Source organism: Nocardiopsis protaetiae (assembly GCF_045446735.1).
Classification (GTDB): Bacteria; Actinomycetota; Actinomycetes; order Streptosporangiales; family Streptosporangiaceae; genus Nocardiopsis; species Nocardiopsis protaetiae.
Genome location: NZ_JBJJBV010000050.1, coordinates 1 through 26,887 on the forward strand (window position 1 = coordinate 1; position 26,887 = coordinate 26,887).

Here is a 26,887-nt window from a genome sequence, read left to right on the forward strand (position 1 = left end):
GCCTGCGTGAGTGGTAAAAGAGGTTTACAACCCGAAGGCCGTCATCCCCCACGCGGCGTCGCTGCGTCAGGCTTTCGCCCATTGCGCAATATTCCCCACTGCTGCCTCCCGCAGGAGTCTGGGCCGTGTCTCAGTCCCAGTGTGGCCGGTCGCCCTCTCAGGCCGGCTACCCGTAATCGCCTTGGTAGGCCGTTACCCCACCAACAAGCTGATAGGCCGCGAGCCCATCCCCGACCGAAAAAACTTTCCACCCCCCACCATGCGGAGGAGGGTCGTATCCGGTATTAGACGGCGTTTCCACCGCTTATCCCGGAGTCAGGGGCAGGTTGCTCACGTGTTACTCACCCGTTCGCCGCTCGTGTACCCCGAAGGGCCTTACCGCTCGACTTGCATGTGTTAAGCACGCCGCCAGCGTTCGTCCTGAGCCAGGATCAAACTCTCCATAAAGGTCTTGCACCGCCACCCCCACAAAGGGGGCGCGGAAACCTAGAAGCAATCCTGACCGAACCATGTCTGGCTCAATCAAAGGAACCTCGCACACTCTGCCGGTCTCACCGACCGGTTCGTGTGACGGGGCCAAAACAAACTTGGCTTAAAGAAAATCGAACACGCGCTGTTGAGTTCTCAAGAAGCAACCGCCCTTCCCGTACAAGCCCCGGAGTCTTTCGACCCGATCGCTCTTCCGTGGAAGGCGTCTGCGTTTCCGCTTTGTTGTGTCTTCACTTTATCAGCGTTTCCATGTCCCGCCAAACCGGCGTTTTCCGGAATCAACCGACCAGGAGTGCAGAATTCCTGTTTCCCTTCGTTGCCCTTTTCAGGGCGACCCTCGAACCCTACCGCCTCCGGGCACATGCCCGTGACGCTCTGGTCGAGGTGGAGAAGAAGTGTCGCGTCAACGCGGTCCGGGGCCGAACACGCCCTCAGGGCGTTCGCCGTCCCGCAGCGACTCTCATGAGTATAGGGAGGTGTATCGAGGACGTCAAACCACGGCCCGGGTCGTGTGTCGAACCGGGAACCCGGCGCCCCTGAGGGCTGCGGTCGCGTCTCTGGGTCCTGGGGGCCTCGTGTCTCGGGCGCTCCCCACACCGGGAGCGCTTGCGCACGGGGCCGTTGTCTCTGGACAACAGTCGTTCTCCCCGGGAGATTCCCCCTCGAAACCCTCATACCGGGGCAAATTTTCCGCCTCCTCCACGACCGCTCTCCTCCGCGGCACACCGCGTCCCCTCCACGGCGTGCCCCCTCCGCCGCGCGCCTCCCCCACAACGCAGGGGGCCGGCGCCCACAGGCGCCGACCCCCTGGATCACCTTCGATCGTGTGGTTCAGCCGGTCAGGACGACCCCGCCGATGTTGCGCTTGCCCTTGCGCAGCACCACGAACCGCCCCTGGAGGACGTCGTCCTCGGTGAGGCGCGCCTCCACGTCGGTGACCTTGGTGTTGTTCACGTAGGCGCCGCCCTCCTGGATGGCGCGGCGGGCCGCGGACTTGCTCGGGGTCAGGCCGCTCTGGGCGAACAGGTCCGCGACCGTCGGCAGGTCGGCCACCGGGCCGGAGACCTCGGCCTTGGGCACCTCGGCCAGGGCCGCCTCCAGGGTGCGCGCGTCGAGCTCGGAGAGCTCGGCGCGGCCGAAGAGGGCCAGGCTGGCGTCGATGACCTTGCGGCACTCGTCCGCGCCGTGCACCAGCGTGGTGAGCTCCTCCGCCAGGGCGCGCTGGGCCGCGCGGGCTTGCGGGCGCTCCTGCGTCTGGCGCTCCAGCTCGGCGATCTCGTCCCGGGAGCGGAAGCTGAACACCTTGAGGTAGCGGACCACGTCGCGGTCGTCGGCGTTGAACCAGAACTGGTAGAACGCGTACGGCGAGGTCAGCTCCGGATCCAGCCACACGGTGCCGGTCTCGGTCTTGCCGAACTTGGTGCCGTCGGCCTTGGTGAGCAGGTTGGTGGTCAGGGCGTGCGCCTGGCCGTGCGGCTCGTTGCCGTCGATCCGGCGGACGAGGTCCAGGCCGGCGGTGATGTTGCCCCACTGGTCGGAGCCGCCGGTCTGGAGCGTGCACCCGAAGCGCCGGTAGAGCTGCACGAAGTCGTAGGACTGCAGCAGCACGTAGCTGAACTCGGTGTAGCTCATGCCCTCGCCGTCGAGGCGGCTCTTGACGGTCTCGCGGGCGAGCATCTGGTTGATGCTGAAGTGCTTGCCCACGTCGCGCAGGAACTCGATGGCGTTGATCCCCGACAGCCACTCGGCGTTGTTGGCCAGGATCGCGTCGGTCGGCGCCGCGGTCTCCCCCTCCGGGGTGAACCGCAGGAACGCGGACAGCTGGCCGCGCAGCGCCTCCACCCAGCCCAGCACCGTCTCCACGGAGTTGAGCTGGCGCTCGGCGTTGGGCTTGGGGTCGCCGATCATGCCGGTCCCGCCGCCGACCAGGGCGATGGGCCGGTGGCCCGCCTGCTGGAAGCGGGCCAGGGTGAGGATCTGGGTGAGGTGGCCGACGTGCAGGCTCCCCGCCGTCGGGTCGAATCCGCAATACAGGGTGATCGGACCATCGGCGATCGCCTTGCGGAGTGCGTCAAGGTCGGTCGTCTGCGCGATGAGGTCGCGCCACTGGAGTTCGTCGATGATGTCGGTCACTGTGCTTGCTCTCTGATTCGTAGGCGGGCCCGGGGCCCGATCTGCCTTGCAGTGTAGGTCGGGGCCGAAGGAGGCTCACCCTCTTTTCCCTCCGCCGCCTCTGACCTGCGCTCCACCGCCACGCTATCGGTTCCGTGTCCGGACGGGCTCGCACGGCTCCCGGATTCCTTGCGGCACAGGGCCCTTGACATCTCAAGCTAATGCTATTAGCTTCTGGGCTATGGAGATGAGCTTGAGTGGTGAAGAGCGGACCGTGCGACACCTCACCCGGCCCGGGGGGCGGATCGCCTACGACCTGTACGGGGCCGGCAACACCGACGGGACCCTGGTGGTCGCCGTGCCCGGGATGTTCGACCACCGGGCGTCCTTCCGGTTCGTGGGCGAGGCCCTGGCCGCGGCCGGGCACCGCGTCGCCGTCATGGACCTGCGCGGGCACGGGGACAGCGACGCGACCTTCGACGACCACACCAGCCGGGCCGCGGCCGGCGACGCCATCGCCCTCGCCGAGGAGCTGGGCGGGCGGGACGTCGTCATGGTCGGCACCTCGATGGGCGGCGCGGCCGTGACCATCGCCGCGCTGGAGCGGCCCGACCTGGTGGCCGGCATCGTCCCCATGGCCGCCTTCCTGCGCGCCGGGAAGCCGGGCCCGCTCATGCGGGTCGCCCTGCGGCTGATGATGGTGCGGCCCTGGGGCCCGCGGCTGCTGGTGGCCTTCTACGACGGCCTGCACAAGGGCCGCACGCCGCGGGGGCACCGCGAGCAGCTGGACCGGGTCCTGGCCATGCTGCGTCCTGCCGACCGCTTCCGGTCCGTGCGCGCGACCCTCTACGCACCGAACGAGGAGATCCTGGCGGCGGAAGGGCTGCGCGCCCGGGCCGTGGTGATCGGCGGGGAGCTGGACCCCGACTGGAAGGACCCGGCGGCGGAGGCCGCCTGGGTGGGCTCGGTCGTCGGCGGCCGCGTGGTGATGCTGCCCGAGACCGGCCACTACCCCCAGAGCCAGCGCCCCGACCTGGTCGTGCCGGTGCTGGAGGAGCTGATCGCGCAGGTGCGCGCCGGTGCCTAGGGTCGGGCTCACCCCGGAGCTGGTGGTCGCCGAGGCGGCCCGGCTGGTGGACGAGGAGGGCTGGGAGGCGCTGTCCCTGGCCGCGGTGGCCAAGCGGTTCGGCGTCGCCGTGCCCAGCCTGTACAAGCACGTCGAGGGCCTGCCCGGGCTGCGGAGCCGGATCGCGCTCCTGGCCGCGAACGAGATCGGTGAGGCCGTCCAGCGGGCGGCGGTGGGCCGGTCCGGGGCGGACGCGCTGCGCTCCTGCGCCGACGCCTACCGCGCCTACGCCCACGCCCACCCCGGGCGGTACGCCGCCCTGCAGGGGCTACCCCGGGTGGTCGCCGCCACCGAGGTGAAGCTCGACACCGATCCGGTCGCGGTGCTGGCGGCGGTGCTGCGCGGGTTCGGGATCGACGAGGACCGGTCGGTGCACGCGATCCGGGCGCTGCGCAGCGCGCTGCACGGGTTCGTGGACCTGGAGGTACAGGGCGGGTTCGGCCTGCCCGAGGACGTGGACGAGAGTTTCGCGCTGCTGGTGGAGGGGTTCGTGCGCGCTTACCGGGACTGGCCCGGGGGCGCGGGTGACGGCGGGGGGACCCGCGGAGAGGGGACGGACTGATGTTGGCCGGACATTTCGGAGTGGCCGGAATCGTCAAGGCGTGGCGGCCGGGGATACCGATGGCGGCGCTGCTGGTGGCCTCCCAGGTCCCCGACCTGGTGTTCGCGCCGCTGGCCGCGATGGGTGTGGAGTCCCTGGCCCCGGCCGAGCCCGGGGCGAGCGGGTACGGGTCGCTGCTCATCACGGCGCCGTTCTCGCACGCCCTGGTGTCGAACGTGGTGCTGGCGGCGGCCGTGGGGCTGCTGGTGCACGTGTTCCTGCGGGAGCGGTGGGGGCCCGACGCCGGGTGGGTGCTGGGCGGGGTGGTGTTCTCGCACTGGCTGCTCGACCTGCTGGTGCACCGGCCCGACATGCCGCTGCTGCCCGGCGGTTCGGGCCCGCTGCTGGGCCTGGGCCTGTGGGAGGTCCCCGTGGCGGCGGCCGTGGTGGAGGGCGCGCTGGTCGCGGCCGGGGTGCTGCTGTACGGGTGGCGCACGCTGCGGGACCTGCCGGACCGCAGACGGGCGTGGGCGTACAGCATCGGGATCGGGGTGCTGCTGGCCGGGTCGTTCGTGTTCGACGTCTTCGCCTCCTGAGTCCCCTGTGTCCCACAGATCCTCTGGACCCCACAGGTTCCCGGACCCCATGGATCCCATAGGTTCCATGGGTCCGGGGCCCGTTCCTCCCTCCCGTCCCGGCCCCCACCTCCTCCCCCGTTCCGGTCGGCCGAGACGAACGTGACGCCACCCGGTGTTCCCGACCGGCCCCGATATGCGACAAGCTGGAGGTCGACGCCGCCCCCAGGCGGTACAGCCGCCCCCAGGCGGTACACCCCGTTCGCCAGCTCGTGGAGTTCCCTCATGGCCGATAAGAAGTCGTCGTCGAACAAGAAGTCGTCGTCGAAGCTGGGCGGGCTCGTCTCCGCCGTCGTCGGTGCGATCGTCGTCGCGGCGTTCGTCCTGTATCAGCTCGGGATCATCGACCTGGGCCAGGAGGAGGCCGGCGGCGGCGCCCCGCAGGACGGCGGCACCTCCGCCCCCTCCGAGGACCTGTCCGTCGAACAGGCCCGGACCATGCTGGACGAGTTGACCGTCGAGGAGGAGAACGACCCGCCCGGGTACGACCGCGCGGTGTTCCCCCACTGGAGCAGCCAGGACGGGTGCAACACCCGGCAGACGGTGCTGGAGCGGTCCGGGGAGGGCGTGGACATGGGCGACGACTGCAAGGCCGTCTCCGGTTCCTGGTACAGCGCCTACGACGGCGAGACCTTCACCGACCCCGCGGACCTGGACATCGACCACATGGTGCCGCTGAAGGAGGGCTGGCGCTCGGGGGCCCACGCGTGGACCACGGAGGAGCGGGGCAGGTTCGCCAACGACCTGGAGTCCTCGCCGCAGCTGTGGGCGGTCAGCGCCTCGACCAACCGGTCCAAGGGCGACGCCGACCCCTCCGAGTGGATGCCGCCGCTGGAGTCGGTGCACTGCGAGTACGTGGCCGCGTGGATCGAGGTCAAGCACGTCTGGAAGCTGAGCGTGGACCCCGAGGAGGAGACCGCGCTGCGCGAGGTGCTGGCCGGCTGCTGAGCCGCTGGACCGGGGCCGCCCGCGGGGCGGCACCGACGCCGGGACGGCCCGGCGCGCCGGGGTGCGTCCCGGGTGCGCCGGGCCGTCCGTCGTAGGGCGGTGGGGCGGGGCGGGACGGGTTCCGCACGGGGCGGGCCGCCGGGCCGTGGGCAGGCCGGGGCCGGCCCGTGGCGCCGGGCCGTCCGTCGCAGGGCGGTGGGAGCCGGGCACGGCGGGGTCGGGCCGCCGGGCCGTGCGGCGGGCCTCAGCCGGGGTCGGTGGGTTCGGCGGGGGTGACCCCCTGGGCGGTGGCGAGCAGCTCCTCTTGGCCGAGGATCCCGAAGGCGTCGCGGACCTCCACCGCGACCCCCGGCCCGGGGGTCCAGAAGGCCTCGGTCTCGCCGTGCAGGGCCGGGACCCCGCCGTTGTCGAACGGGGTGAGCGCCCACTCGTCGGGGTCGCGTTCGTGGTACTCGGCGAGGAAGGCGCGCAGCGCGTCCAGGTCGGTGAGCGCGTCCCCGCGCAGGACCAGGACCTGGAGCACCACCTCGGCGCCGCCCCCCTCCCTGGGGCGCTCCCACACCCTGCTGGTGAAGGCGACGTCACCCCACTCGTACTCGAAGTCGGGCACCGAGGTCCGGTCGTCGATCGCTGCGGGCAGATGTCCGATGCTGAAGCCGTCCAACTCTCCCCCTCGTAGGTCGGTGACGGCGGCGGCCGTCGTGAGCGCGAGCATGAACACCGCGGCGAGGAACGCCGCGGCCGGGCGGATGACGGGCATGGGGCCTCCGACCGGTGTGGTGCGGGACCCTCCCGGACCTTCCGGCTCCTTTTCATGCTGGGTCGTGCCCGAGGCCCAGACCAGCGTGTTCCGGAACCTGTGGATAACCCCGCTCCGACACGCGTCGCCGCCCGGTTCCCCCTTCCCGCTCACGCCCGGACCAATCCGGTGGGGCGGGGGACGGCGGGGGATATCGGTGTGAAGCGTGGGGAAACGGGAGTGCAGCGGGGCCGGAACCGGGGTGGCGTTCGGGGTCGCCGGGCCGCGGAGAGGGCGCGCACGGGCGGGGGCCGCCGGGTGCGGGCTCGCGGGGGCGGGGGCCTGCCGCGCGGGGCGCTACAGGGAGCGCAGGCCGACGAGGACGGCGTGCAGGATGTCCTTGCGGGCCAGCGGGCGGGAGGGACCGCACCGCTGGAGGGAGCCGTCCGCGATCATCCGGGCGGCGATGGCCCTGACCTGGCCGACGGGGAGGTTGACCTCGGCCGCCAGCTCGACGACGGTGCGGGCCCTCAGGGCGTGGCGGAGGATGGCCTCACGTTCGGGGCGCAGCCATTCGCGCCGCCCCGGGGTGCGCGCGGCGACCACCAGGGTGAGCAGGTCGAGCGTCTCCGGCCCCGGGCCCGGGCCGGTTCCGTCCGGGTCGCCGGCGGCCACGGCGAACGGGCGCAGGAACCGCTCCTCGGCCCGGTCCGGGCCGTTCTCGTCGTCGGGGTCGCGGTCCGCGCCCTCCTTTTCGTGCCGGGCCAGGGCCCGGCGTCTGTCATGGCTCACTGTGTCCTCCCGGTGGTGTGGGAGCCGGTACTCGGGGGGCGTCCCGCTCGCGGGGCACGGGGCGTTTGGGCAGGGGGACCCGCTCCGGCTCCGGGGGCCCGTCGGGGGACCGCCGGGAGCGGCGGGGGCCCGCGGCCCGCTCGTCGGGGACGCCGCGGGGGTGCTCGCCGGCGGGCGGCCCGTCCGGGGTCGGGAAGGGCGCGCTCGGCGCCCCCTCCGCCCACGGCCCGGCGGGGCCGGGCGGGCGGCCGTGGTCGGGGGCGACGGGCCGCGGCCCGGTGAACCCGGGAGGCAGGTCGCGGCGGTGCGGGGTGCGGCCGCCCTCGTGCGCGCCGCCCGGGCGCGGTGCGGCGGGGTCGGGCCGTCGGTGCTCCGCCGTCAGGTGGGGCAGGGGTTCGGTGGGCTCCCCCGGGTGGCCGGACGGCCGGGGGGCGGCGGCGGGGAAGGAATCGGGACGCCGACGGGCGTCGCCGAGTACCTCCTGGGGACCGGTGTTCCCCCAGCGCACGTCCCACGACTGGTCGGGGCCCGGCCGGGGCCCGGCGGGCGGGGCCGGGGCGGAGTGCCGCGGCCGCGGCCGCTCGCCGGTGGGCGCGTCCTCGAAGACGGGCGGTTCCGCGAACAGGTCGATCTCGCCCGAGACGTCGACCGGCTGCTGCCCGTACCGGAGTTCCTCCCCCGGGGAGTGGGGATCGACCGGCGGCTGCGGGCCGCTGCCCTGGACACGGTGCGGACCCGAATCCGCGGGGCTGCCGGCGCCGGATGTCCGCGGACCGGTTACCCGAACCGGATCGGAGTGCGGCCCCACATCTCCGAAAGCGATCTGTGGACCGGTGCCCTGGGCGCGGTGGGGGCCCGAATCCCCGAAGGCGGGCTGCGGGCCGGTGGTCCGGACGTGCTCGGGATGCGGGCCCGCCGCATCGGAACCATCTCCGAAAGCGATCTGTGGACCGGTGCCCTGGGCGCGGTGGGGGCCCGGCCGACCCGGGCCGTCGGCGTGGGAGGCCCGGGGGCCGGCGGCCTGGACGGGGTCGTCGGTGCGGGGGTCGAGTTCGACGAGGTCGTCGGTGGTGTCGGGGTCGGTCCAGCGTTCCGGTTCGCGCTCGGGGCACGCGCCCGCGGCGGTGGGCTGGGGCTCCAGCAGGCCGAAGGCGCGGCGGACGTCGCCCTGGGGGGCGGCGGCGGGCGGGACCACGCCGCGGGGGCCCGCCGCGGCCGGGGCGTCGGCGGGTTCCAGCAGGGCCTTGGGGATGAGCGTGATCGCTCGGGTTCCCCCGTAGGGCGAGGGCTCCAGCCAAACGCGCACGCCGTGGCGTTCGGCCAGGCGGGCCACCACGAACAGGCCGAGCCGGGGGTCGTCGGGCAGTGCCATGACGTCGAACTCCGGCGGCCGCGCCAGGGTGCGGCGGGCCTGCTCGTAGCCGTGCTCGGACATGCCCAGGCCGCGGTCCTCGACCTCCACCAGGAGTCCCTCCGGGCAGGGGCCGCAGCCCACGTCCACCGGGGTGCCCGCCGGGGAGAACTGGGTGGCGTTCTCGATCAGCTCCGCCAGCAGGTGCACGATGTCGGCGACGGCCTGGCCGTGCATGAGCAGGCGGGGCGCCGAGGTGAGCCGGACGCGTTCGAAGTCCTCGGTCTCGGCGATGGCGGCGCGCAGCACGTCCACGAGGGGGCGCGGCTGGCGCCAGCGGCGGGCGGACTGGCCGCCGCCGAGGATGATGAGGTTGTCGGCGTAGCGGCGGGCCCGGGTGGTGAGGTGGTCGAGCCGGAACAGCCTGCCGAGGGCCTCGGGGTCCTGTTCGTCGTATTCGATCTCGTCGAGCAGCCGCAGTTGGCGCTGGACGAGGTTCTGGTTGCGGAAGGCGATGCCCAGGAACGCCTTGTTGGCGCCGCGGCGGATCTCGGCCTGGCGCACGGCCGCCTCGACGGCGGTGAGCTGGGCGCTGTCGAACGCCTCGGCGACCTGGCCGATCTCGTCGTCGCCGAACTCGTCCAGCGGCGGCAGCTCCTCGTGGGCGTCCACCCGGTCCCCGCGCTGGGCCCGGTCGACGATGTCGGGCAGGTCGTCGTCGCGTTCCATGACGCGTTCGCGCAGCAGGGCGAGCCGGTCGGTGAGGCGCCGGGAGGAGCGGCCGACGGTGGCCAGGGCGAGGGCGCCGCCGGCCAGGAAGACCACGGCGGCGCCCATCCCGAGGGACACCTGGGTGAGGGCGGCGCTCCAGGCCAGGTCGACGGTCCGGTCGGCCTGGGCGCGGGCCACCCGGTCAAGCAGGGCGACGGAGGCGCCGGAGGATTCGTCCCAGTCGGCGGCGTCGACGTCGATGGCGGTGTTCCACTCCGGCGACGCGGCCTGTGCGGGGTCGTCGGCGGCGGTCACCGGCGGGCGGGTGACGACGCCGCGGCTGAGGTCCTCGGCGCGGGTCCAGGCCGGGTCGGCGGCCATCGACTCGTGGTGGCCGGCCACGGTCGCGGAGAGCAGGGGGGCGGCCCCGGACAGGGTGTCGCGGTAGGAGGCGGTGAGGTAGGTGAAGTGGGCGGTCTCCTCGTAGCCCATGGCGCCGCGGGCGGCGACCCCGGCCAGGAGGGCGTCGGCGGTGGAGTATTCGTCGGCGGCGCCGAGGAGTTCGCTGGTGAGGACGGCGTCGGTGAGGTTCTCCCCGCCGTCGGTGGTGTGCACCAGGGCGGTGGTGACGGCGGTGGCGTCGTCGAGGACCCGCGCGTAGCCGACGAGGATCTGTTCCTGGACGGCGGAGCCGTCGTCCAGGGCGGTGCGCAGGGCGGGCAGGGTGTCGGCGGCCTCGATGAACGCCTCGGCGCTGCGGTGGACCTCGTCGTCGCGGGTGGCTTCGAGCTGCCCGGCCAGGCCGACGGCGGCGGCGACGGCGGTGTCGGTGCGGTCGCGCTGCTCGCGCAGGGCGTCGGTGTCGACGGTGTCCCCGGCTTCGAGGCGGCCCAGGTGCACCAGGCCCAGGCGGCGTTCGGCGCGCAGTTCGAGGACGGCGGCGGAGAAGACCTCGGTGCCTTCGCGGGCCTGGGCGACGGCGCCCATGAGCCGGACGGCCTGGACGGTGCCGACTGCGGCGACGATCAGCCACAGGGCCAGGAAGCACAGGCTCGGAACGAGCACGATGCGGTTGAGCTGTCCACGGATCGTGGATGCTTTGACCCGGGTTCTGCGCATGGCCCCTCCAGCCTGTGCGGGTGCCGGGCCCGGTGGCCTCGGCGGCTTTCGGTCGTGCCGAGGCTATCGAAAAATCATGGCGGAACGTTGTCAAACGATTACTACGAGTTGCCTTCGGAGATACGGAGGGCCCCCGATGACCGTCCCGGACACCTCCGAACCGCCAGGTCGAGGCCCCTGTGAACACCGAAGGGGCCGCCCGCGACAGCGGACGGCCCCCCGAACACGCTTCATCCCACGGCGTGTCGCCGCGATCAGGCCTCCGGGCGGTGGCGCGAGCCGACCGGGGCGGGCAGCTGGTCGGCGGTCGGCGGCTGCTCGACGCCCAGCGAGTTGAGGATCTCGGCGTAGCGCAGCGCGGCGATCTTGCCGAGCAGGCCGTCGGCGCCCAGCGACGTGCCCAGGCGCGCGCCGAACCGCTCCGCCGTGGCCGACAGGTCCGCGTGCAGCTCCGGGCCCAGGGCGCTGGGGGCGATGACCGGGCGGCGGCAGCCGCCCTGGCGCAGCTGGGCGATGGCCAGCTCCAGGGCCGCCTCGTTCTCCAGGTCGGCGGGCAGCACGGTCAGCCCCAGGCGGGCGGCCAGCAGGACCGCGGTCACCCCGGCCGCGGCCACGGCGGCCTCGCCGCCGACCGCGCCCACCACGACGCCGTCGGCCATGCCGGTGTCACGGGCCACGACGCTGATCAGGCGCATGCGGTCGGCGCGCACGTAACCGCTCTCGGCCAGCCGCAGGTGCAGCACCTCGGCGAGCATCGGGTGCGGGCCCAGGCCCTCGCTGACGCGCACGTCGGCGCCGGAGGCGCGCACGGCGGCGTCGATGGTCGCCGAGACCCCGGCGTGCGGGGCGGTGACCAGCGGAACGACCACGCCGGTCAGCGGACGCTCGCCGTCGCCCTGCAGGCCGGCCAGCGCCTCGGCGAGGGTGTCCTCCTCACCTTCGAGGTGCCCGTGGCGGATCGTCACCTCGGGCCGGTAGGCGCGCACCAGGTCGGCCATCCGGGCACCGATGGACTCGCCGTCGACACCCCTGGCCTGCTCGGCCGTGCCCGGGACCGCCATGATCAGGGTCGGGGTCCCGAACCAGTCGTCGAAGGACAGCGGGTTCCGGTGGCGGCCGGACCTGCGCTTGGGCAGTTCGCGTGGGGGAAGTCGATCAGAGTTTCGCATACCAGGATTCAGGATGAGAGGCGGACGGGATGCCCGGTCGGAGCGTTGTCACTGACGCGCCATTGTAGCGTTCCAGGGCATATCCACGGGCGTGTCTCCCGAACGTACACCGGATCGCTCCCCCACCGGTGGGGCGGGGTACCACCCCGGCGGGCTCACCCGCTCAGGGCCGGGCTGCGGCCGTGGATGACGTGGGTGACCAGGGCGACCAGCACGTCCCGGCAGGAGGCGCGGTCCCGGGCGTCGGCCAGGACGATGGGCACCGCGGCGTCCACGTCCAGGGCCCGGCGCACCTCCTCGGTGTCGTAGTCCTCGGCGCCCTCGAACCGGTTGACCGCCACCACGAAGGGCACCCCGCGGCGCTCGAAGAAGTCCACCGCGTGGAAGCAGGTCTCCAGGCGGCGGGTGTCGGCCAGGACCACCGCGCCCAGGGCGCCCTCGGCGAGCTCGTCCCACATGAACCAGAAGCGGTTCTGCCCGGGGGTGCCGAAGAGGTAGAGGACGACGTCGGAGTTGACGGTGATGCGGCCGAAGTCCAGGGCGACGGTGGTGGTGGTCTTGTCCTCCACTCCCCCGAGGTCGTCGATCCCGTAGCTGGCCTCGGTCATCACCTCCTCCGTGCTCAGCGGGGTGATCTCGCTGACCGAGGCCACCATGGTGGTCTTCCCGGCGCCGAAGCCGCCGGCGATGATGATCTTGACCGCCTGGGGGATCGCCTCGGTCTCCCCCGGCCTGGTCTCAGAGTCTGCGGATGCCATCGAGTACCGCCTGCAACACTTTCTTCTCGGGGAGTCGGGACATGGGCGTCGCCGCCCGGGTGCGGATGTCGCCGTCGGCGAGCAGGTCGCCCAGCAGCACCCTGACCACGGTGAGGGGGATGTCGAGTCGGGCGGAGACCTCCGCCACCGAGATGGGCCTGCGACACAGTTCGAGGATGGCCCGGCACTCCGGTTCCAGCGGCCGGTCGCGCCGGTCGCGGGCGGCCACCACGATGGTGATGAGGTCCAGCCGGGGGCCCATGGCGCTGGGCCGGACACGGCCGCGGGTCAGCGTGTAGGGGCGGACCAGGGCGCCCTCGGGGGCGGCGCCGGGCGATACGCCCGCGGACGGCCCCTCCGAGGTGGGGTGCCCGCGCCCGGGGTGCCAGGGCATGGCGGGGCGCCGGGAGGTCCGGCCCCGTCGTTCCTCCTGCGGGGTCATGAGCCGGCACCCCCGGTGGCGGTGAGTTCCCCGGGGCGGCGGGGCGCGGCGGTGAGGAACTGGCCCACCCGTTTGACCCGCAGGTTCATCTCGTAGGCGACCAGGCCCACGTCGGCGTCCTCGGCGGCCAGCACCGCCAGGCAGGCCCCGGAGCCGGCGGCGGTGACGAAGAGGTAGGAGCGCTCCATCTCCACCACCGTCTGGCGGACGTCGCCGCCGCCGAAGTGCCGGCCGGTGCCGCGGGCCAGGCTCTGGAAGGCGGAGGCCAGGGCCGACAGGTGCTCGGCGTCCTCGGGCGGCAGGTCCCGGGAGCGGCCCAGGAGGAGTCCGTCGGCCGACAGCACGATCGCGTGCGCGGCCCCGACGACCCGGTCGGCCAGGTCGTCCAGGAGCCAGTCGAGGTTGTCCGCGGCGTTGCTCTTGCCCACCATCTCAGTCGTTCTCTCCCGTGTGGTCGTCGGTACTGCCACCGACATTGCTGTCGTACTGCCGCCCGTCCCCGTCGGCCTCCGCCGCGCGGCCCCGGCGGGTCCCGGCGCTGAAGGCGTCCATCATCCGGCGGGCCTGTTCGGGGCTGCGGGCGTTGGACGGCTCGGCCGTCTCCTCCCCCGGTCCCGGTGCGGGCGAGCGTCTGAGCTGGGGGGCGAGGTTGGCCTGCCGCCGGCGTCGGGGCAGGCCGGGACGGTCTCCGGCGACCTCCACACGGTCGTCGGTGCGGGAGGGACCGTCCGGTCCGGTACCGCCTCGATCGGGGTCGGCCGGGGGCGCGGCGATGGCCGGCGCCTCCTGCGCGGGCCGCAGGTCGGGAACGCTGCGCAGCAGCGGGGCGCGGTGTCCGGGGTCGCCGTCGTGCTCCTGGGGCGGGGGCACCGGGCGCAGCAGGGGCCGGGGCGCGGGGGCGTCGTCGGTGGTGACCAGGATGCCGACCGCGGTCCCGGTGTCGGCGCCGTCGTGGCCCGGGGTGCGCGGAACGCGGCGGGCGGTGGACCGGGGGCGGTCGGGCACCGCCCCGGCGGAGGTGAACAGCGCTCCGGGGATGAGCACGACCGCGCGGGTACCGCCGTAGGGCGAGGGCCGCAGCTCCACCTGGACGTCGTGTTTGACGGCCAGGCGGGCGACGACGAACAGGCCCAGGCGGGCGTCGGTGCCCGGCGCCATGACGTCGAACTCTGGCGCCTCGCTCAGGGTGGTGTTGGCGCGGGCCAGGGCGTCCTCGGTGATGCCCAGGCCGCGGTCCTCGATCTCGACGGCCACGCCCTTGGGCACGGGTTCGGCCGAGATGGTGACGTCGGTGTGCGGGGGCGAGTAGGCGGTGGCGTTCTCCACCAGTTCGGCGAGCAGGTGGATGACGTCGGCGACGGCGGCCCCGGTCAGGGACAGCTCGGGCACGGCGGTGACGTGGACCCGGGCGTACTCCTCGGTCTCGGAGACGGCGGCCCGCAGGATGTCGATCAGCGGGATGGGCTGTCGCCAGCGCCGCCCGGGCCGGGAGCCGCCGAGGATGATGAGGTTCTCGGCGTGGCGGCGGCCGCGGGTGGCCAGGTGGTCGAGCCGGAAGATGCTCTCCAGCAGGTCGGGGTCGTCCTCTTCGCGTTCGATCCGGTCCAGCAGCTGGAGCTGGCGCTGTACCAGGGACTGGTTGCGGTGGGCGATGCCCAGGAACACCCGGTTGACGCCCGAGCGCAGCTGGGCCTGTTTGACGGTGGCGGCGACGGCGGTGCGCTGGGCGATGTTGAACGCGTCGGCGACCTGGCCGACCTCGTCGTCGCCGTGGTCGAGCTGCTTGATCTCGGCGTCGGGGTCGACGCTCTCCCCGGCCTCCAGGCGGCGCACGATGCGGGGCAGGTCGACGCGGGCGATGCCCAGGGTCTCGGCGCGCAGCCGGGCCAGCCGGTGGGTGAGGCGCCCGGCGGAGCGGGCGGCCACGCCGTAGGCGACGGTGCCCGCGAACAGGGAGGTGATGCCGCCGCCCAGGGACAGGCTAAGCATCCAGGTGCTGGCGGCCTCGGTGGCGGTGACCACGTCGCCGGCCCGGTTCCCGGTGAGGTCGCCGAGTTCGGCGTTGACCCGGTCGGCCGCGGCCCGCCAATCGGCGAGCCCGGCGGGCGGGGAGGTGTCGCGGACGATCTCGGCGGTGATCGGGTCGAGGGAGGTGGGGGCCTCGTGGGTGCCGATGGCGCCGCCGATCTCCAGCAGGCGGAGCCATTCGCCGCTCTCGGTGACGGCGGCGGGGGTGCGCTCCAGGCGATCGTCGCCGGGGTGGACGGTGTCCAGGCGCATGCGGGCGTCGTGGAGCAGGGCGGTGATCCGGGTCTGGTCGTCGCGGGTGAGCTCGCCGCGGGCGGCGACGGCGGCGACCAGGGCGTCGGCGTGGCTGAAGGACTCCTGGGCCCAGAGCAGGTCGGTGGTGGCGGCGGCCTCGGCGGAGGCGCGGCCGTCGTCCAGGGAGCGGATGGTGCCGGAGTACACGCGGATGCCCTGGTGGATCGCCGAGGTGTAGGTCTCCAGGGTGTCGTCGGCGGCGGCCGGGGGGTCGTCCAGGGCGGCGGTGCGGGCCGCGGCGACGGCGTCGAAGGAGGCCAGGAGCTCCTCGGTGCGGGCGGGGGTGGCGGGGTCGTCCCGGTCGCCGAGGGAGCCGTCGAGGTCGCGGACGGTGGCGACGGCCTCGTCGGTGAGGCGGGCGCGGTCGGCCAGGTCCTGCCGGCTCTCGGCCCCGGGGGCGGCCAGGTGTTCGGCGGCCAGGCGGCGCTCCTCCTGGAGGCGGGTGAGCGCGGTGACCAGGTGGATGCCCGCCCGGCCCTCGGTCACCGCCGAGCGCAGCGAGACGGCCTGGGCCAGTGTCGCCATGCTGAGCAGGACGAACAGGGCCAGGAAGGTGATGCTCGGGATCAGCACGATCTTGTTGAGCTGAGCCCGGATGCCTCGGCGTTGGCCTCCCGGTCTTCCCATTGCGCTCCTCCAGCGGACTGATCGCGGGCACCGGTCGGTGTGGCTCCGACGCGGATCGTCACCGTGTGCAAAGGGGAGAGCACTCAGCGGCACCCGCAGTCTTTGGAAGCTATCGCACCGCGGGTCGGGTCGCCGGGGAAACGGCGAAATACGCCCGGGTCCGGGCGCCCGCCGCACGATCGGCGCGCGGGAGCGGCCGCGGCGCCCGTCCCGTGCCGGGAGCGGAAAGCACCGCAGGGCGTCCCGGTGTCTCGGGACGCCCTGCCATGTCGACCTGTGAAAACGACCTCGGAGAAGGCCTGGGGAAGATCCGGGGAGAGGTCTAGGAGAAGGCCTTGCGGTTCTCGTCGACGGCGGCGCGCAGCCGGTCGAGCTGCTCGGCGACGCGGACGGGCGCGGTGCCGCCCCGGCCCGAGCGCGAGGCCAGGGAGCCCTCCACCGCCAGCACCTCGCGGACCGCGGGGGTCAGGTGCGGGGAGATCGCGGCGAAGTCCTCGTCGGACAGGTCGGGCAGGTCGATGCCGCGTTCCTCGCACACCCGCACGCAGGTCCCGGCGATCTCGTGGGCGTCGCGGAACGGCACCCGCTCGCGGACCAGCCACTCGGCGATGTCGGTGGCCAGCGAGAAGCCCTGCGGGGCCAGCTCGGCCATGCGGTCGGTGTGGAAGGCCAGGGTCGCGACCATGCCGGTCATCGCGGGCAGCAGCAGGTGGAGGGTGTCGACGGCGTCGAACACCGGCTCCTTGTCCTCCTGGAGGTCGCGGTTGTAGGCGAGCGGCAGGCCCTTGAGGGTCGCGAGCAGCCCGGCGAGGTCGCCGATGAGGCGGCCGGCCTTGCCGCGGGCCAGCTCGGCCACGTCGGGGTTCTTCTTCTGGGGCATGATCGACGACCCGGTGGAGAAGGCGTCGTCGAGGGTGACGAAGGAGAACTCCTTGGTCGCCCAGAGGATGACCTCCTCCGACAGGCGGGACAGGTCCACGCCGATCATGGCGGTGACGAACGCGAACTCGGCGACGACGTCGCGGGAGGCGGTGCCGTCGATGGAGTTCTCCACCGAGGCGGGGAAGCCCAGTTCGGCGGCGACGGCCTCGGGGTCCAGGCCCAGGGAGGACCCGGCCAGCGCGCCGGAGCCGTAGGCGGACACGGCGGCGCGGCGGTCCCAGTCGCGCAGGCGCTCGATGTCGCGGACCAGCGGCCAGGCGTGCGCCATGAGGTGGTGGGCGAGCAGGACCGGCTGGGCGTGCTGCAGGTGGGTGCGGCCGGGCATGGCGGCGCCGGGGTGGGCGGCGGCCTGGTCGGCCAGGGCGGTGACCAGTTCCAGCAGCCCGGCGGCGATCGCCCGGGCCTCCTCGCGCAGGTACATGCGGACCAGGGTGGCGATCTGGTCGTTGCGGGAGCGGCCGGCGCGCAGGCGGCCGCCCAGTTCGGCGCCGACCCGCTCGATGAAGCCGCGCTCCAGGGCGGTGTGCACGTCCTCGTCCTCCAGGACGGGGGTGAAGGCGCCCGAGGCGACGTCGGCCTCCAGCCGGTCCAGGCCGGCGATCATGCGGTCGAGCTCGTCTGCGGTGAGCAGTCCGGCGCGGTGCAGCGCCCGGGCGTGGGCGCGCGATCCGGCGATGTCGTGGCGGGCCAGCCGCCAGTCGAAGTGGGTGCTCAGTGACAGCCGGGCCAGGGCCTGGTCCGGTCCGCCCTCGAAGCGGCCTCCCCACAGGCGCAGCGCCTCGGGCTGGTCGGCCATGGTGTCGTTCTCCTCTGGATTCGGATGCGGCCCGCGGGCCGCCGGTGGCGGCGCGCGGGCGCCGCTAGGGCCTGCGGTCGGCCAGCCGCAGCAGGGCGGCGGCCAGGTCCTCGCCGCCCTGGGGGTCGCGGGAGATGACCAGGATGGTGTCGTCTCCGGCGATCGTCCCCAGGATGGCGTGGAAGTCGGTGTGGTCGATGGCCGAGGCCAGGAACTGCGCGGCGCCCGGCGGGGTGCGGACGATGACCATGTTGGCGGACGCCTCCGCCGACACCAGCAGGTCCTCGGCCAGCCGGGTGAGTCGGGCGCCGGAGGCCTGGGACAGGTCGAGGGTGTCGGGGCGGGTGCGCTGGAGGCGTTCGCCGCCCTCCCCCGGCAGGACGTAGGCCAGGTGCCCGGCGGCGGTGCGGAGCTTGACCGCGCCGAGCTCGTCCAGGTCCCGGGAGAGGGTGGCCTGGGTGACCTGGACGCCCGTCTCGGCGAGCCGTTTGGCCAGCTCGCCCTGGGAGCGGATGTCCTCGCGGGTGAGGACCTCGGTGATGCGGGCGTGCCGCGCCGCCTTGGTCATCGGTGCGGTGGCGCCCCCGTCAACGGTCATCGTCGAACGTCCCCTTCGGCGTCGGTGCGCTCCAGCAGGAAGGCCAGCAGGGCCTTCTGCGCGTGGCGTCGGTTCTCGGCCTCGTCCCAGACGACGCTCTGGGGCCCGTCGATGACCCCGGCCGAGATCTCCTTCCCACGGTAGGCGGGCAGGCAGTGCAGGGCGATCGCGGCGGGGTCGGCGGCGGACATGAGGTCCTCGTCGACGATGTAGGGGCGGAAGGGGGCCTCGCGGTCGGCGGCCTCGGCCTCCTGGCCCATGGACACCCAGGTGTCGGTGGCGACGACGTCGGCCCCGGCGGCGGCCTCGCGGGGGTCGGTGGTGACGGCGACCGAGCCCCCGGTGGTGCGGGCGATCTCGGCGGCCCGGGCCAGGACCCCGGGGTCGGGGTGGTAGCCGTCGGGGGCGCCGATGCGGACGTGGAGTCCGGCGGTGGCGCCGCCCAGCAGGTAGGAGTGGGACATGTTGTTGGCGCCGTCGCCGAGGTAGGCGAGGGTGAGCCCGGCCAGGGTGCCCTTGTGCTCGCGGACCGTCTGGAGGTCGGCGAGGATCTGGCAGGGGTGGAACTCGTCGGTGAGGGCGTTGACCACCGGGACGGTGATGTCGGCGGCCAGGGTCTCCAGGTCGGCCTGGGCGAAGGTGCGCCAGACGACGGCGGCGACCTGGCGCTCCAGGACGCGGGCGGTGTCGGCGAGGGGTTCGCCGCGGCCCATCTGGGTGCTGCCCGAGTCCAGGACCAGCGGGGTGCCGCCGAGGTCGGCGACGCCGACGCTGAAGGACAGGCGGGTACGGGTCGAGGGCTTGTCGAAGAGGAGGGCGACGGTGCGCGGCCCGGCCAGGGGCCGCTGGGCGAAGCGGTCCTTCTTCATGGCGTCGGCGAGGTCGAGGACCCGGGCCTGCTCGGCCCGGCTCAGGTCGTCGTCGCGCAGGAAGTGGCGGGTCATGACTGCTTCTCCTTGGCGGCGGCCGCCTCTGCGGCGTCCAGGACGGTGGGCAGGGCCTCGATGAACACCCCGATCTGCTCGGGGGTGATGACCAGCGGCGGGGCGAGCCGGATGACGTCGGGGGCGACGGCGTTGACGAGGAATCCGCGGACGGCGGCCTGCTCCTGGACGTGGGCGGCGTACGGCCCGGTCAGGGCCAGCGCCCGCCACAGGCCCGAGCCGCGCTGTCCGGCCAGCAGGGGGTGGTCGATCGCGTCGAGCTGCTCGGCGAGCAGGTCGCCCATGACGGCGGTGTGCGCGAGCAGGCCCTCCTTCTCGATGGTGTCCAGGACGGCCAGGGCCGCGGCGCAGGCGATGGGGTTGCCGCCGAAGGTGGAGCCGTGGTCGCCCTTCTGGAGGGCGTCGGCGTAGCGGCCGAACCCGACGCAGGCGCCGATGGGCAGGCCGCCGCCCAGCCCCTTGGCGAGGGTGAGGACGTCGGGGCGCACCCCGGCCTCCTGGTGGGCGAACCAGGCGCCGGTGCGGCCGATGCCGCTCTGGATCTCGTCCAGGACGAAGGCGGCGCCGGTGGCGTCGCAGATCTCGCGGACCCCGGCGAGGTAGCCCTCGGGGGCGGGGACGACCCCGGCCTCGCCCTGGGTGGGTTCGACGAACACGGCGGTGCAGCCGGTGTCGACGGCCTCGCGCAGGGCGTCGAGGTCGCCGTGGGGGACGAAGCGCACGTCCATGCCGAACGGCCCGAAGGGCTCGCGGATGGAGTCCTTGCCGGTCAGGGCGAGGGAGCCGGAGGTGCGGCCGTGGAAGCCCCTGCCGGCGGCGACGAAGTAGTGGCGGCCCGGTCCGGCGGCGCGCTTGACCACCTTGAGGGCGGCCTCGTTGGCCTCGGTGCCGGAGTTGGCGAAGAAGACCTTGGCGTCGCCGCCGAGCAGGGAGACGAGCCGCTCGGCCAGCTCGATCTCGCGTTCGTTGATGTAGAGGTTGCTGGTGTGGGCGAGGGTGGCCGCCTGGTGGGCGACGGCCTTGACCAGGGCGGGGTGGCCGTGCCCCAGGGAGGAGACGGCGATGCCCGCGATGAGGTCGAGGTACTGGCGCCCGTCGGCGTCGTAGACCTCGCAGCCGCGGCCCAGGGTGAGGGCGATCGGCGGGACGCCGTAGTTGGGCATGAGCGAGGCGGAGAAGCGTTCGCGCAGTTCGGAGCCGGTCATGGCCTGCCTCCGTCGGTGTCGTCGGTGCGGATGTCGTGGGGGCGCCAGGGGCGCGGGCGGTCGCCGGCGAGCAGGGCCGCCTCCAGTTCCTCGTCGGCGACCATCGTGCCGACGCCCTGGTCGGTGAAGACCTCCAGGAGGAGGGAGTGCGGGACGCGGCCGTCGATGATGTGGGCCTGGGGGACGCCGCCCCGGACGGCGGTGAGGCAGGCCTCCATCTTGGGGAGCATGCCGGCGGAGAGCGTGGGCAGCAGGGCCTTGAGCTCGTCGACGTTGAGGCGGCTGATCAGCTCGGTGTTGGCCGGGTAGTCGGCGTAGAGGCCTTCGACGTCGGTGAGCATGATGAGCTTGCTTGCGCCCAGGGCGACGGCGAGCTCGGAGGCGGCGGTGTCGGCGTTGACGTTGTAGACGCCGCCGTCGTCGGCGCGGGCGACGCTGGAGATCACCGGGATGCGGCCGTCGGCCAGCAGGGCGGCGACGGCGCCGGCGTTGACCTCGGTGACCTCGCCGACGCGGCCGATGTCGACGGTCTCGCCGTCCACCCGGACGCTCTTGCGTTCGGCGACCAGCAGGTTGGCGTCCTCGCCGGACATGCCGACGGCGAAGGGGCCGTGCCGGTTGATCAGGCCGACGATCTCGCGGTTGACCTGGCCGGTGAGGACCATGCGGACGATGTCCATGGCCTCGTCGGTGGTGACGCGCAGCCCGGCGGTGAAGGTGGACTCCACGCCGGAGCGGTCGAGCATGGCGCTGATCTGGGGTCCGCCGCCGTGGACGACGACGGGGCGCAGTCCGGCGTAGTAGAGGAAGACGACCGATTCGGCGAAGCGGACGCGCAGTTCCTCGCTGATCATGGCGTTGCCGCCGTACTTGACGACGACGGTGCGGCCGTGGAAGCGGGACAGCCAGGGCAGCGCCTCGATGAGGTTGGCGGCCTTGTCGATGGCCTGGGCCCGGTCGTCGCCGGTGGCGGTGCTGTCGGTGGATCGGGAGATCATGTCCGGTTCTCGTGCTCCGTGGTGGCGGGGTCGGCGTCGATCTGGGCGGCCAGGTCCGCGCACACGTCGGCGAGCAGGGCCGCGAAGGCCTCCTCGTCGGGGGTGGTGCCGGCGGCTCCGCTGGCCATGAGCAGGGCGGTGTCGGCCGGGCCGGTGAGCGGCGGCAGGGTCTTGGCGGCGGCGTCGGCGATGAGGGCGCGGCAGCGGTCGGCGGGCAGGTCGGCGTCGGTGGTGACGATGTACAGACCGCTGGACAGGGACGGGTCGGGGCCCTTGGCCATGGCGCCGACGGTGTAGCCGTCCCCGCGCCGGAAGACGATCTTGACGACGGTGTCGGTGGTGCGGACGGCGTCGGCGGCGGTCAGCCCGCCGGAGCGGGAGAGTTCGGCGACGGCGGCGGTGACCCCGGCGGTGAGGCGGTCCAGGGGCGGGCGGGTGCCGACGGGGCCGGCGGCGCACAGGGCGATCTCGGCGGCGGAGTCGTCGACGGCGTTCGCGGTGTGCTCGGCCAGGGCGTGGACGTCCTGGAAGCCGAGCGGGACGGTGTCGACGTTGGCGTGGCCGGAGTGGACGACGGCGGCGCGGACGCGGCCGCCGGCCAGGACCTGGCGGGACCACAGGGCGGGCGCCGAGCGGTCGGCGCCGGTGCCGAAGACCGCCCCGGCGGCCCGGGAGGGGCCGTCGTTGACGAGGACGGCGACGTCGCGCACGTCGGTGCCGGTGATGCCCGCGCTGACGCCCGCGGCCCGAAAGCCCAGGGGTGCGGTGACGCTCACGTTGTGCCTTTCCGGATTTCCGGTGGTCAGGGGGCCACGGCGGCGAGCGGGAGGCCGGTGGTCTCGGGCAGGCCCAGGGCGAGGTTGGCGCTCTGGATCGCGCCGCCCGCGGTGCCCTTGGTGAGGTTGTCCAGGGCGGCGACGGCGACCATGCGGCCGGCCTCGGGGTCGACGGTGACCTGGACGAGGGTGGTGTTGGCGGCGAGCGTCATGGCGGTGCTGGGCCAGGTCCCCTCGGGCAGGAGGTGGACGAAGGGCTCGTCGGCGTAGGTGGTCGCGTAGGCGGCGCGGACCTGGTCGGCGGTGACGCCGGGCTTGAGGGGGGCGGTGCAGGTGGCGAGGATGCCGCGGGGCAGGGGGGCCAGGACCGGGGTGAAGGACAGCTTGACGGGTTCGCCGGTGACCGCGGTGAGGTTCTGGACGATCTCGGGGTTGTGGCGGTGGACGCCGCCGACGCCGTAGGGGGTGAGGGCGCCCATGACCTCGCTGCCGACGAGGTTGGGCTTGGGGGCCTTGCCGGCGCCGGAGGTGCCGGTGACGGCGACGACGGTGAGGTCGGGTTCGACGAGCTGCTCGGCCAGGCCGGGGAAGAGCGCGAGGGTGGCGACGGTGACGTGGCAGCCGGGGACGGCGACGCGCCTGGCACCGGTGAGGCGTTCGCGCTGGCCGGGGAGCTCGGGCAGGCCGTAGGGCCAGGTGCCGACGTGGGGGGTGCCGTAGAAGCGTTCCCAGGAGGAGGAGTCCACGAGCCGGAAGTCGGCGCCGCAGTCGATGACGAGGACGTCCTCGCCGAGCTGCCGGGCGATCTCGGCGGACTGGCCGTGCGGCAGGGCCAGGAACACGAGGTCGTGGCCGCGCAGGGAGTCGACGTCGGTGGGGGCGAGGACGCGGTCCGCCAGCGGGAGCAGGTGCGGCTGGTGTTGGATGAGGGGGGTCCCGGCGTTCCTGGCGGCGGTGACGGCGCCGATCTCGATGTCGGGGTGGTCGATGAGCAGGCGGAGCACCTCGCCTCCGGCGTATCCACTGGCCCCGGCGACCGCCGCGTTGTAACCCATGGTGCTCCCCTCGCTCTCGATGACTGAACTATCATGCACACTGCTGCAAATTTATGCAAGCCGGATCGGAGGAGGGCCGGTGCGAGCACGCTCACACCGGCCCGGGCGGGCGGAGTCCGGTCAGCGGCCGGCGATGCGGGTGGCGATGTCGGCGAGGCGGGAGGTGTGGGCCTTCTCGTCCGGGGTCTTGGACTCGCGGCGGTCGGCGGTGCGGTAGAGGCCGTAGATGACCTGGGTGCCGACCCAGCGCAGCGGCTCGGGCTCCCAGCCGCGGACCTGGTGGCCCACCCAGGGCAGGCGGGTGAGCTCGGTGTCGCGGCCCAGGATGAGGTCGCGCAGGGTGCGGCCGGCCAGGTTGCTGGTGGCCACGCCGCTGCCGACGTAGCCGCCGGCCCAGCCGATGCCGGTCTCGGTGTCCATGTGGACGCTGGGGCACCAGTCGCGGGGCACTCCCAGGACGCCGGACCAGGCGTGCTCGACGGGGACCTCGGCCACGTCCGGGAACATGCGGGTGAGCGCGCGCCACAGCTCGGCGATGGCCTGGGGCTGGGTGGCGCCGTCCTTGTCCTGGGCCGAGCCGAAGCGGTAGGGCACGCCGCGGCCGCCGATGGCGATGCGGTCGTCGGCGGTGCGCTGGGCGTAGACGTAGGCGTGGGCGGTGTCGCCCAGGACGTCGCGGCCCTCCCAGCCGATCTTCTCCCAGACCTGCGCGGGAACGGGCTCGGTGACGATCATCGAGGAGTTCATCGGCAGCCACTCGCGGCGCTGGCCGCGCAGGGTGGAGGTGAAGCCCTCGGTGGCGCGGACGACGTGGTCGGCGTAGACGGTGCCGTGGTCGGTGACCACGGCCGGGCGGGCCGCGCCCCGGCGGGGGCGGATCTCCTCCACCGCGGTGCCCTCGAAGATGGTCACGCCCAGCGCCTCGACCGCCCGGGCCAGGCCGGTGACCAGCTTGGCGGGCTGCACGCGCGCGGCGTGCGGGGAGTAGGCGCAGGCGACCGCGTCGGCGATGGCCAGGGAGGGGGTGTGCCCCTCGGGGAGCATGTGGATGTCGTCGGGCCAGTACCCCCACTCCTGGAGGTACTCGATGTCCTCGGCCAGCCGGTCGCGCTGGGCGGCGTTGGTGGCGACCAGGCGCATGCCGCCCTTGACGATGTCGGCGTCGATGCCCTCGGCGGCGGTGGCGGAGATGACCTCGTCGACGGTGCTCATCATGGCGCGTTGCAGGGCGATGAACGCGCTCTTGCCGTGTGACTGCGCGTAGCGCTCGCGGGAGCCCGCGAACTCGGCCGACAGCCACCCTCCGTTACGGCCGGAGGCGCCGAAGCCGGCGAACTCGCGCTCGACGATCGCGATGCGCAGATCGGGCTGCGCCTTCTTGAGGTAGTAGGCGGTCCACAGCCCCGTGTACCCGGCGCCGACGATGCAGACGTCGTAGTCCGCGGTGCCCGGCAGCGGGTCCCGGCGCTCGGGAAGCCCGATGTCACGGAACCAGAAGGAGACGGAGCCGTTGACGAACCGGGTGGACCGGGGGATCGGCCTCAGCTGCGCGGCAGTGGTGAACAGTCCCATGATTCCCCCCGGGGCCTCCCGTTGGGACCCCTCCCCGCGGGGTCCTCGAACATCCGCCAACCTACACGGGAACGAAGGCCGGTGGGACGTTTCCCGTACTTTCGTACGGATGCGGCGGCCTTCCGGCCGGGGAATCGACTACCGAGCGTTTCCGCCGGGTGATCCCCGGTCAGATGGAGCTGTCACGGAGCGTGCGCGCGACGGAGGACAGGGTGCGCACGCCCTCCTCGCCCAGCGGACCCAGGACGTGTTCGCGCAGCCGCTCGACGTGCTTGACCCGGACCTGGCCGATGAACTCCACCCCCTGGGGGGTGAGGGTCGCGTAGACCACGCGCCGGTCGGAGGAACAGTTCTCGCGCTTGAGGTACCCCTCGCGTTCGAGCCGGTCGGCGAGCTTGGTGAAGCCGCCGGTGCTGAGGCTGACCTCGCGGGCCAGGCGGCTCATCGGGAGCCGGTGGCCGGGGGTGCGCTGGAGGCGTATGAGCACCTCGAACCAGGGTCCGGCCATGTCCTTGCCGTCGGGGGTGATGCCGCGCAGCAGCTTGGGGTGCACGCCGTTCATGGCCTCGTGCAGCAGTCCCCAGGCGGTGATCAGGTCGTCGTCGGTGAGTGTCGCGGTGTCCTCGGTCGGCTGCGCGGTCATCGTCCGCCCCCTTAAGAAGTATCTTCCCGAGAAACAATACCGGACGATGGTCACACAGGAAAGTCTTTTCCAAGGAAAATACTTCATCGGGAAAACTTCGCGGCGGCCGGGGCAACGCGCCCCGGCCGCCCGAAATCAGAGAGTGCCCGCGGGCCGGTCCCTCAGTGGCGGGCGGCGACCGCGTCCAGGGCGCCGGCCAGGGTGGAGACCAGGTGGTCGATCTGCTCCCAGGTGATGATCAGCGGCGGCGAGATCAGCAGCGCCGTCGGGACCGCCCGCAGGATCACCCCGCGGGCCCGCGCCTCGGCGAACACCTCCGCCGTGGTGATCCCCCGCCCGGCCAGCGCCTCCTCGGTGAGCTCCACCGCGGCCATCACCCCCGTGCCCGCGCGGACCTGCGCCACCAGCGGGTGGTCGGCCAGGGTGCGCAGCGCCCCGTCGAGCTGGCGCTCCACCTCCAGGGAGACCGTGAACAGGTCCTCCCGCTCCAGGATGTCGAGGTTGGCCATGGCCGCCGCGCAGGCGGTCGGGTGCCCCGCGTAGGTGGTGCCGTGCAGGAACGGGTGGCCGTCCTGGTACCAGAACGGGTCGGCCACCCGGCCGCTCACCACCACGCCGCCCAGCGGCAGGTAGCCGCTGGAGATGCCCTTGGCGAAAACGATCATGTCGGGGCGCACCCCGAAGCGCTCGATCCCGAACCAGTCGCCCAGCCGGGCGAACCCGCAGATGACGCTGTCGACGATGAACAGCACGCCGTACCGATCGCAGATGCGGGCCACCTCGGTGAAGTAGTCCGGCGGCGGCGCGTACACCCCGCCCGCCCCGATGACGGGTTCGGCGAAGAACGCGGCCACCCGGCCGGGCCCCACCCGCAGGATCTCCGCCTCCAGAGCGGCCGCGGAGTCGTGCGGGACCACGGACACGTCCTCGACCAGCGGCCCGTACCCGGTGCGGAACCGCTCCATGCCGATGACGCTGGTGCCGAACCCGTGCAGGCCGTGGTACCCGCCGGTGCGGCTGATCAGGTGGACCTTGTCCGGGGCGCCGGTGACGGCGTGGAAGCGGCGGGCCAGCTTGGCCGCGGTGTCGATGGACTCCCCTCCCCCGCAGGTGAGGATGACCCGCGGGTCGGCGACCGGGGCGTGCGCGGCCAGCCGTTCGCTGAGCCGCACCGCGGGGGCGTTGGAGAAGTCGCCGTAGACGGTGTAGGCGTCCAGGGTCAGCATCTGCCGGTGGACGGCCTCGGCGATCTCGGGGCGGCCGTGGCCGACGTTGCAGTACCAGAGGCTGGCCGTGCCGTCGAGGTACCGGTCGCCCGCCTCGTCCCAGAGCCACACGCCCTCGGCGCGCGCCACCGTGAATTCCGGGCCCTTGCGGACCGTGTTCATATCGCAGAACGTGTGCCAGAGGCGGCCGGGCTCCCGCGTCGGCGGGGCGACGGGGACGGACGGGAGAACCGTTTCGGTCATGGGGCGAC

At 73.4% G+C, this 26,887-nt stretch carries 23 protein-coding genes and 1 rRNA gene; 4 read left to right on the forward strand and 20 right to left on the reverse strand.

Annotated features, from left to right (window positions below):
• Positions 1-447 (reverse strand): 16S ribosomal RNA (locus ACJOT3_RS10705); the annotation flags it as partial.
• Positions 448-1,320: 873 nt separating this feature from the next.
• The gene (gene tyrS / locus ACJOT3_RS10710) at positions 1,321-2,622 is read right to left on the reverse strand and encodes a tyrosine--tRNA ligase (protein WP_406971446.1); all 1,302 of its coding nucleotides are present in this window, start codon (positions 2,620-2,622) and stop codon (positions 1,321-1,323) included.
• 253 nt (positions 2,623-2,875) lie between these two features.
• Between tyrS and ACJOT3_RS10715 the strand changes: the two genes are divergently transcribed.
• The 4 genes from ACJOT3_RS10715 to ACJOT3_RS10730 all read left to right on the forward strand — a co-directional run bounded on the left by ACJOT3_RS10715 (position 2,876) and on the right by ACJOT3_RS10730 (position 5,851).
• Positions 2,876-3,688 (forward strand): alpha/beta fold hydrolase, encoded by an 813-nt coding sequence (locus ACJOT3_RS10715; RefSeq protein ID WP_406971448.1) that lies wholly within the window; start codon positions 2,876-2,878, stop codon positions 3,686-3,688.
• Positions 3,681-4,289, forward strand: coding sequence for a TetR/AcrR family transcriptional regulator (locus ACJOT3_RS10720; protein ID WP_406971450.1), 609 nt, complete (start codon positions 3,681-3,683; stop codon positions 4,287-4,289). The genes ACJOT3_RS10715 and ACJOT3_RS10720 overlap by 8 nt, the downstream gene beginning before the upstream one ends.
• Positions 4,289-4,864: a permease gene (locus tag ACJOT3_RS10725; RefSeq protein ID WP_406971452.1), complete on the forward strand. Its 576-nt coding sequence runs from the start codon at positions 4,289-4,291 to the stop codon at positions 4,862-4,864. The genes ACJOT3_RS10720 and ACJOT3_RS10725 overlap by 1 nt, the downstream gene beginning before the upstream one ends.
• 264 nt (positions 4,865-5,128) lie before the next feature.
• Complete coding sequence (locus ACJOT3_RS10730; RefSeq protein ID WP_406971454.1) at positions 5,129-5,851, forward strand: HNH endonuclease family protein; 723 nt, start codon at positions 5,129-5,131, stop codon at positions 5,849-5,851.
• A gap of 244 nt (positions 5,852-6,095) precedes the next feature.
• Here ACJOT3_RS10730 and ACJOT3_RS10735 read toward each other — a convergent pair whose 3' ends face one another.
• The 18 genes from ACJOT3_RS10735 to ACJOT3_RS10820 form a co-directional block, all read right to left on the reverse strand.
• Positions 6,096-6,611 carry a hypothetical protein gene (locus tag ACJOT3_RS10735; RefSeq protein WP_406971456.1) on the reverse strand — a complete coding sequence of 172 codons (516 nt, stop codon included), beginning with the start codon at positions 6,609-6,611 and terminating at the stop codon, positions 6,096-6,098.
• A gap of 336 nt (positions 6,612-6,947) precedes the next feature.
• Positions 6,948-7,382 carry a DUF742 domain-containing protein gene (locus ACJOT3_RS10740; RefSeq protein WP_406971458.1) on the reverse strand — a complete coding sequence of 145 codons (435 nt, stop codon included), beginning with the start codon at positions 7,380-7,382 and terminating at the stop codon, positions 6,948-6,950.
• Positions 7,372-10,563, reverse strand: a complete 3,192-nt coding sequence (locus ACJOT3_RS10745; RefSeq protein ID WP_406971460.1) for a sensor histidine kinase — start codon at positions 10,561-10,563, stop codon at positions 7,372-7,374. The genes ACJOT3_RS10740 and ACJOT3_RS10745 overlap by 11 nt, the downstream gene beginning before the upstream one ends.
• Before the next feature lie 254 nt (positions 10,564-10,817).
• A complete protein-coding gene (locus ACJOT3_RS10750) occupies positions 10,818-11,732 on the reverse strand; it encodes a sirohydrochlorin chelatase (protein WP_406971462.1) in 915 nt (304 codons plus the stop codon).
• A 155-nt stretch (positions 11,733-11,887) separates the two neighbouring features.
• Positions 11,888-12,490 (reverse strand): GTP-binding protein, encoded by a 603-nt coding sequence (locus tag ACJOT3_RS10755; RefSeq protein WP_406971464.1) that lies wholly within the window; start codon positions 12,488-12,490, stop codon positions 11,888-11,890.
• A complete protein-coding gene (locus ACJOT3_RS10760; protein ID WP_406971466.1) occupies positions 12,471-12,932 on the reverse strand; it encodes a DUF742 domain-containing protein in 462 nt (153 codons plus the stop codon). The genes ACJOT3_RS10755 and ACJOT3_RS10760 overlap by 20 nt, the downstream gene beginning before the upstream one ends.
• Positions 12,929-13,363 (reverse strand): roadblock/LC7 domain-containing protein, encoded by a 435-nt coding sequence (locus tag ACJOT3_RS10765; protein WP_406971468.1) that lies wholly within the window; start codon positions 13,361-13,363, stop codon positions 12,929-12,931. The genes ACJOT3_RS10760 and ACJOT3_RS10765 overlap by 4 nt, the downstream gene beginning before the upstream one ends.
• A gap of 1 nt (position 13,364) precedes the next feature.
• Entirely contained in the window at positions 13,365-15,881 is a 2,517-nt protein-coding gene (locus ACJOT3_RS10770) for a sensor histidine kinase (RefSeq protein ID WP_406971470.1), read from the reverse strand.
• A gap of 322 nt (positions 15,882-16,203) precedes the next feature.
• Positions 16,204-17,619 carry an argininosuccinate lyase gene (argH, locus tag ACJOT3_RS10775; RefSeq protein WP_406971472.1) on the reverse strand — a complete coding sequence of 472 codons (1,416 nt, stop codon included), beginning with the start codon at positions 17,617-17,619 and terminating at the stop codon, positions 16,204-16,206.
• Positions 17,620-17,683: 64 nt separating this feature from the next.
• Positions 17,684-18,217, reverse strand: coding sequence for an arginine repressor (locus ACJOT3_RS10780; RefSeq protein ID WP_406971474.1), 534 nt, complete (start codon positions 18,215-18,217; stop codon positions 17,684-17,686).
• Positions 18,214-19,161, reverse strand: a complete 948-nt coding sequence (argF, locus tag ACJOT3_RS10785; RefSeq protein WP_406971476.1) for an ornithine carbamoyltransferase — start codon at positions 19,159-19,161, stop codon at positions 18,214-18,216. The genes ACJOT3_RS10780 and argF overlap by 4 nt, the downstream gene beginning before the upstream one ends.
• Entirely contained in the window at positions 19,158-20,366 is a 1,209-nt protein-coding gene (locus tag ACJOT3_RS10790; RefSeq protein ID WP_406971478.1) for an acetylornithine transaminase, read from the reverse strand. Before ACJOT3_RS10790 ends, argF begins: the two co-directional genes overlap by 4 nt.
• Positions 20,363-21,364, reverse strand: a complete 1,002-nt coding sequence (gene argB, locus ACJOT3_RS10795) for an acetylglutamate kinase (protein WP_406971480.1) — start codon at positions 21,362-21,364, stop codon at positions 20,363-20,365. The genes ACJOT3_RS10790 and argB overlap by 4 nt, the downstream gene beginning before the upstream one ends.
• Positions 21,361-22,140 (reverse strand): bifunctional ornithine acetyltransferase/N-acetylglutamate synthase, encoded by a 780-nt coding sequence (locus ACJOT3_RS10800; RefSeq protein ID WP_406971482.1) that lies wholly within the window; start codon positions 22,138-22,140, stop codon positions 21,361-21,363. Before ACJOT3_RS10800 ends, argB begins: the two co-directional genes overlap by 4 nt.
• A 26-nt stretch (positions 22,141-22,166) precedes the next feature.
• Positions 22,167-23,195 carry an N-acetyl-gamma-glutamyl-phosphate reductase gene (argC, locus tag ACJOT3_RS10805; protein ID WP_406971514.1) on the reverse strand — a complete coding sequence of 343 codons (1,029 nt, stop codon included), beginning with the start codon at positions 23,193-23,195 and terminating at the stop codon, positions 22,167-22,169.
• A 120-nt stretch (positions 23,196-23,315) separates the two neighbouring features.
• Entirely contained in the window at positions 23,316-24,767 is a 1,452-nt protein-coding gene (locus ACJOT3_RS10810; protein WP_406971484.1) for an NAD(P)/FAD-dependent oxidoreductase, read from the reverse strand.
• A gap of 169 nt (positions 24,768-24,936) precedes the next feature.
• The gene (locus tag ACJOT3_RS10815; protein ID WP_406971486.1) at positions 24,937-25,410 is read right to left on the reverse strand and encodes a MarR family winged helix-turn-helix transcriptional regulator; all 474 of its coding nucleotides are present in this window, start codon (positions 25,408-25,410) and stop codon (positions 24,937-24,939) included.
• 161 nt (positions 25,411-25,571) lie between these two features.
• Positions 25,572-26,798, reverse strand: a complete 1,227-nt coding sequence (locus ACJOT3_RS10820) for an aminotransferase family protein (RefSeq protein WP_406971516.1) — start codon at positions 26,796-26,798, stop codon at positions 25,572-25,574.
• Positions 26,799-26,887 lie beyond the last annotated feature (89 nt).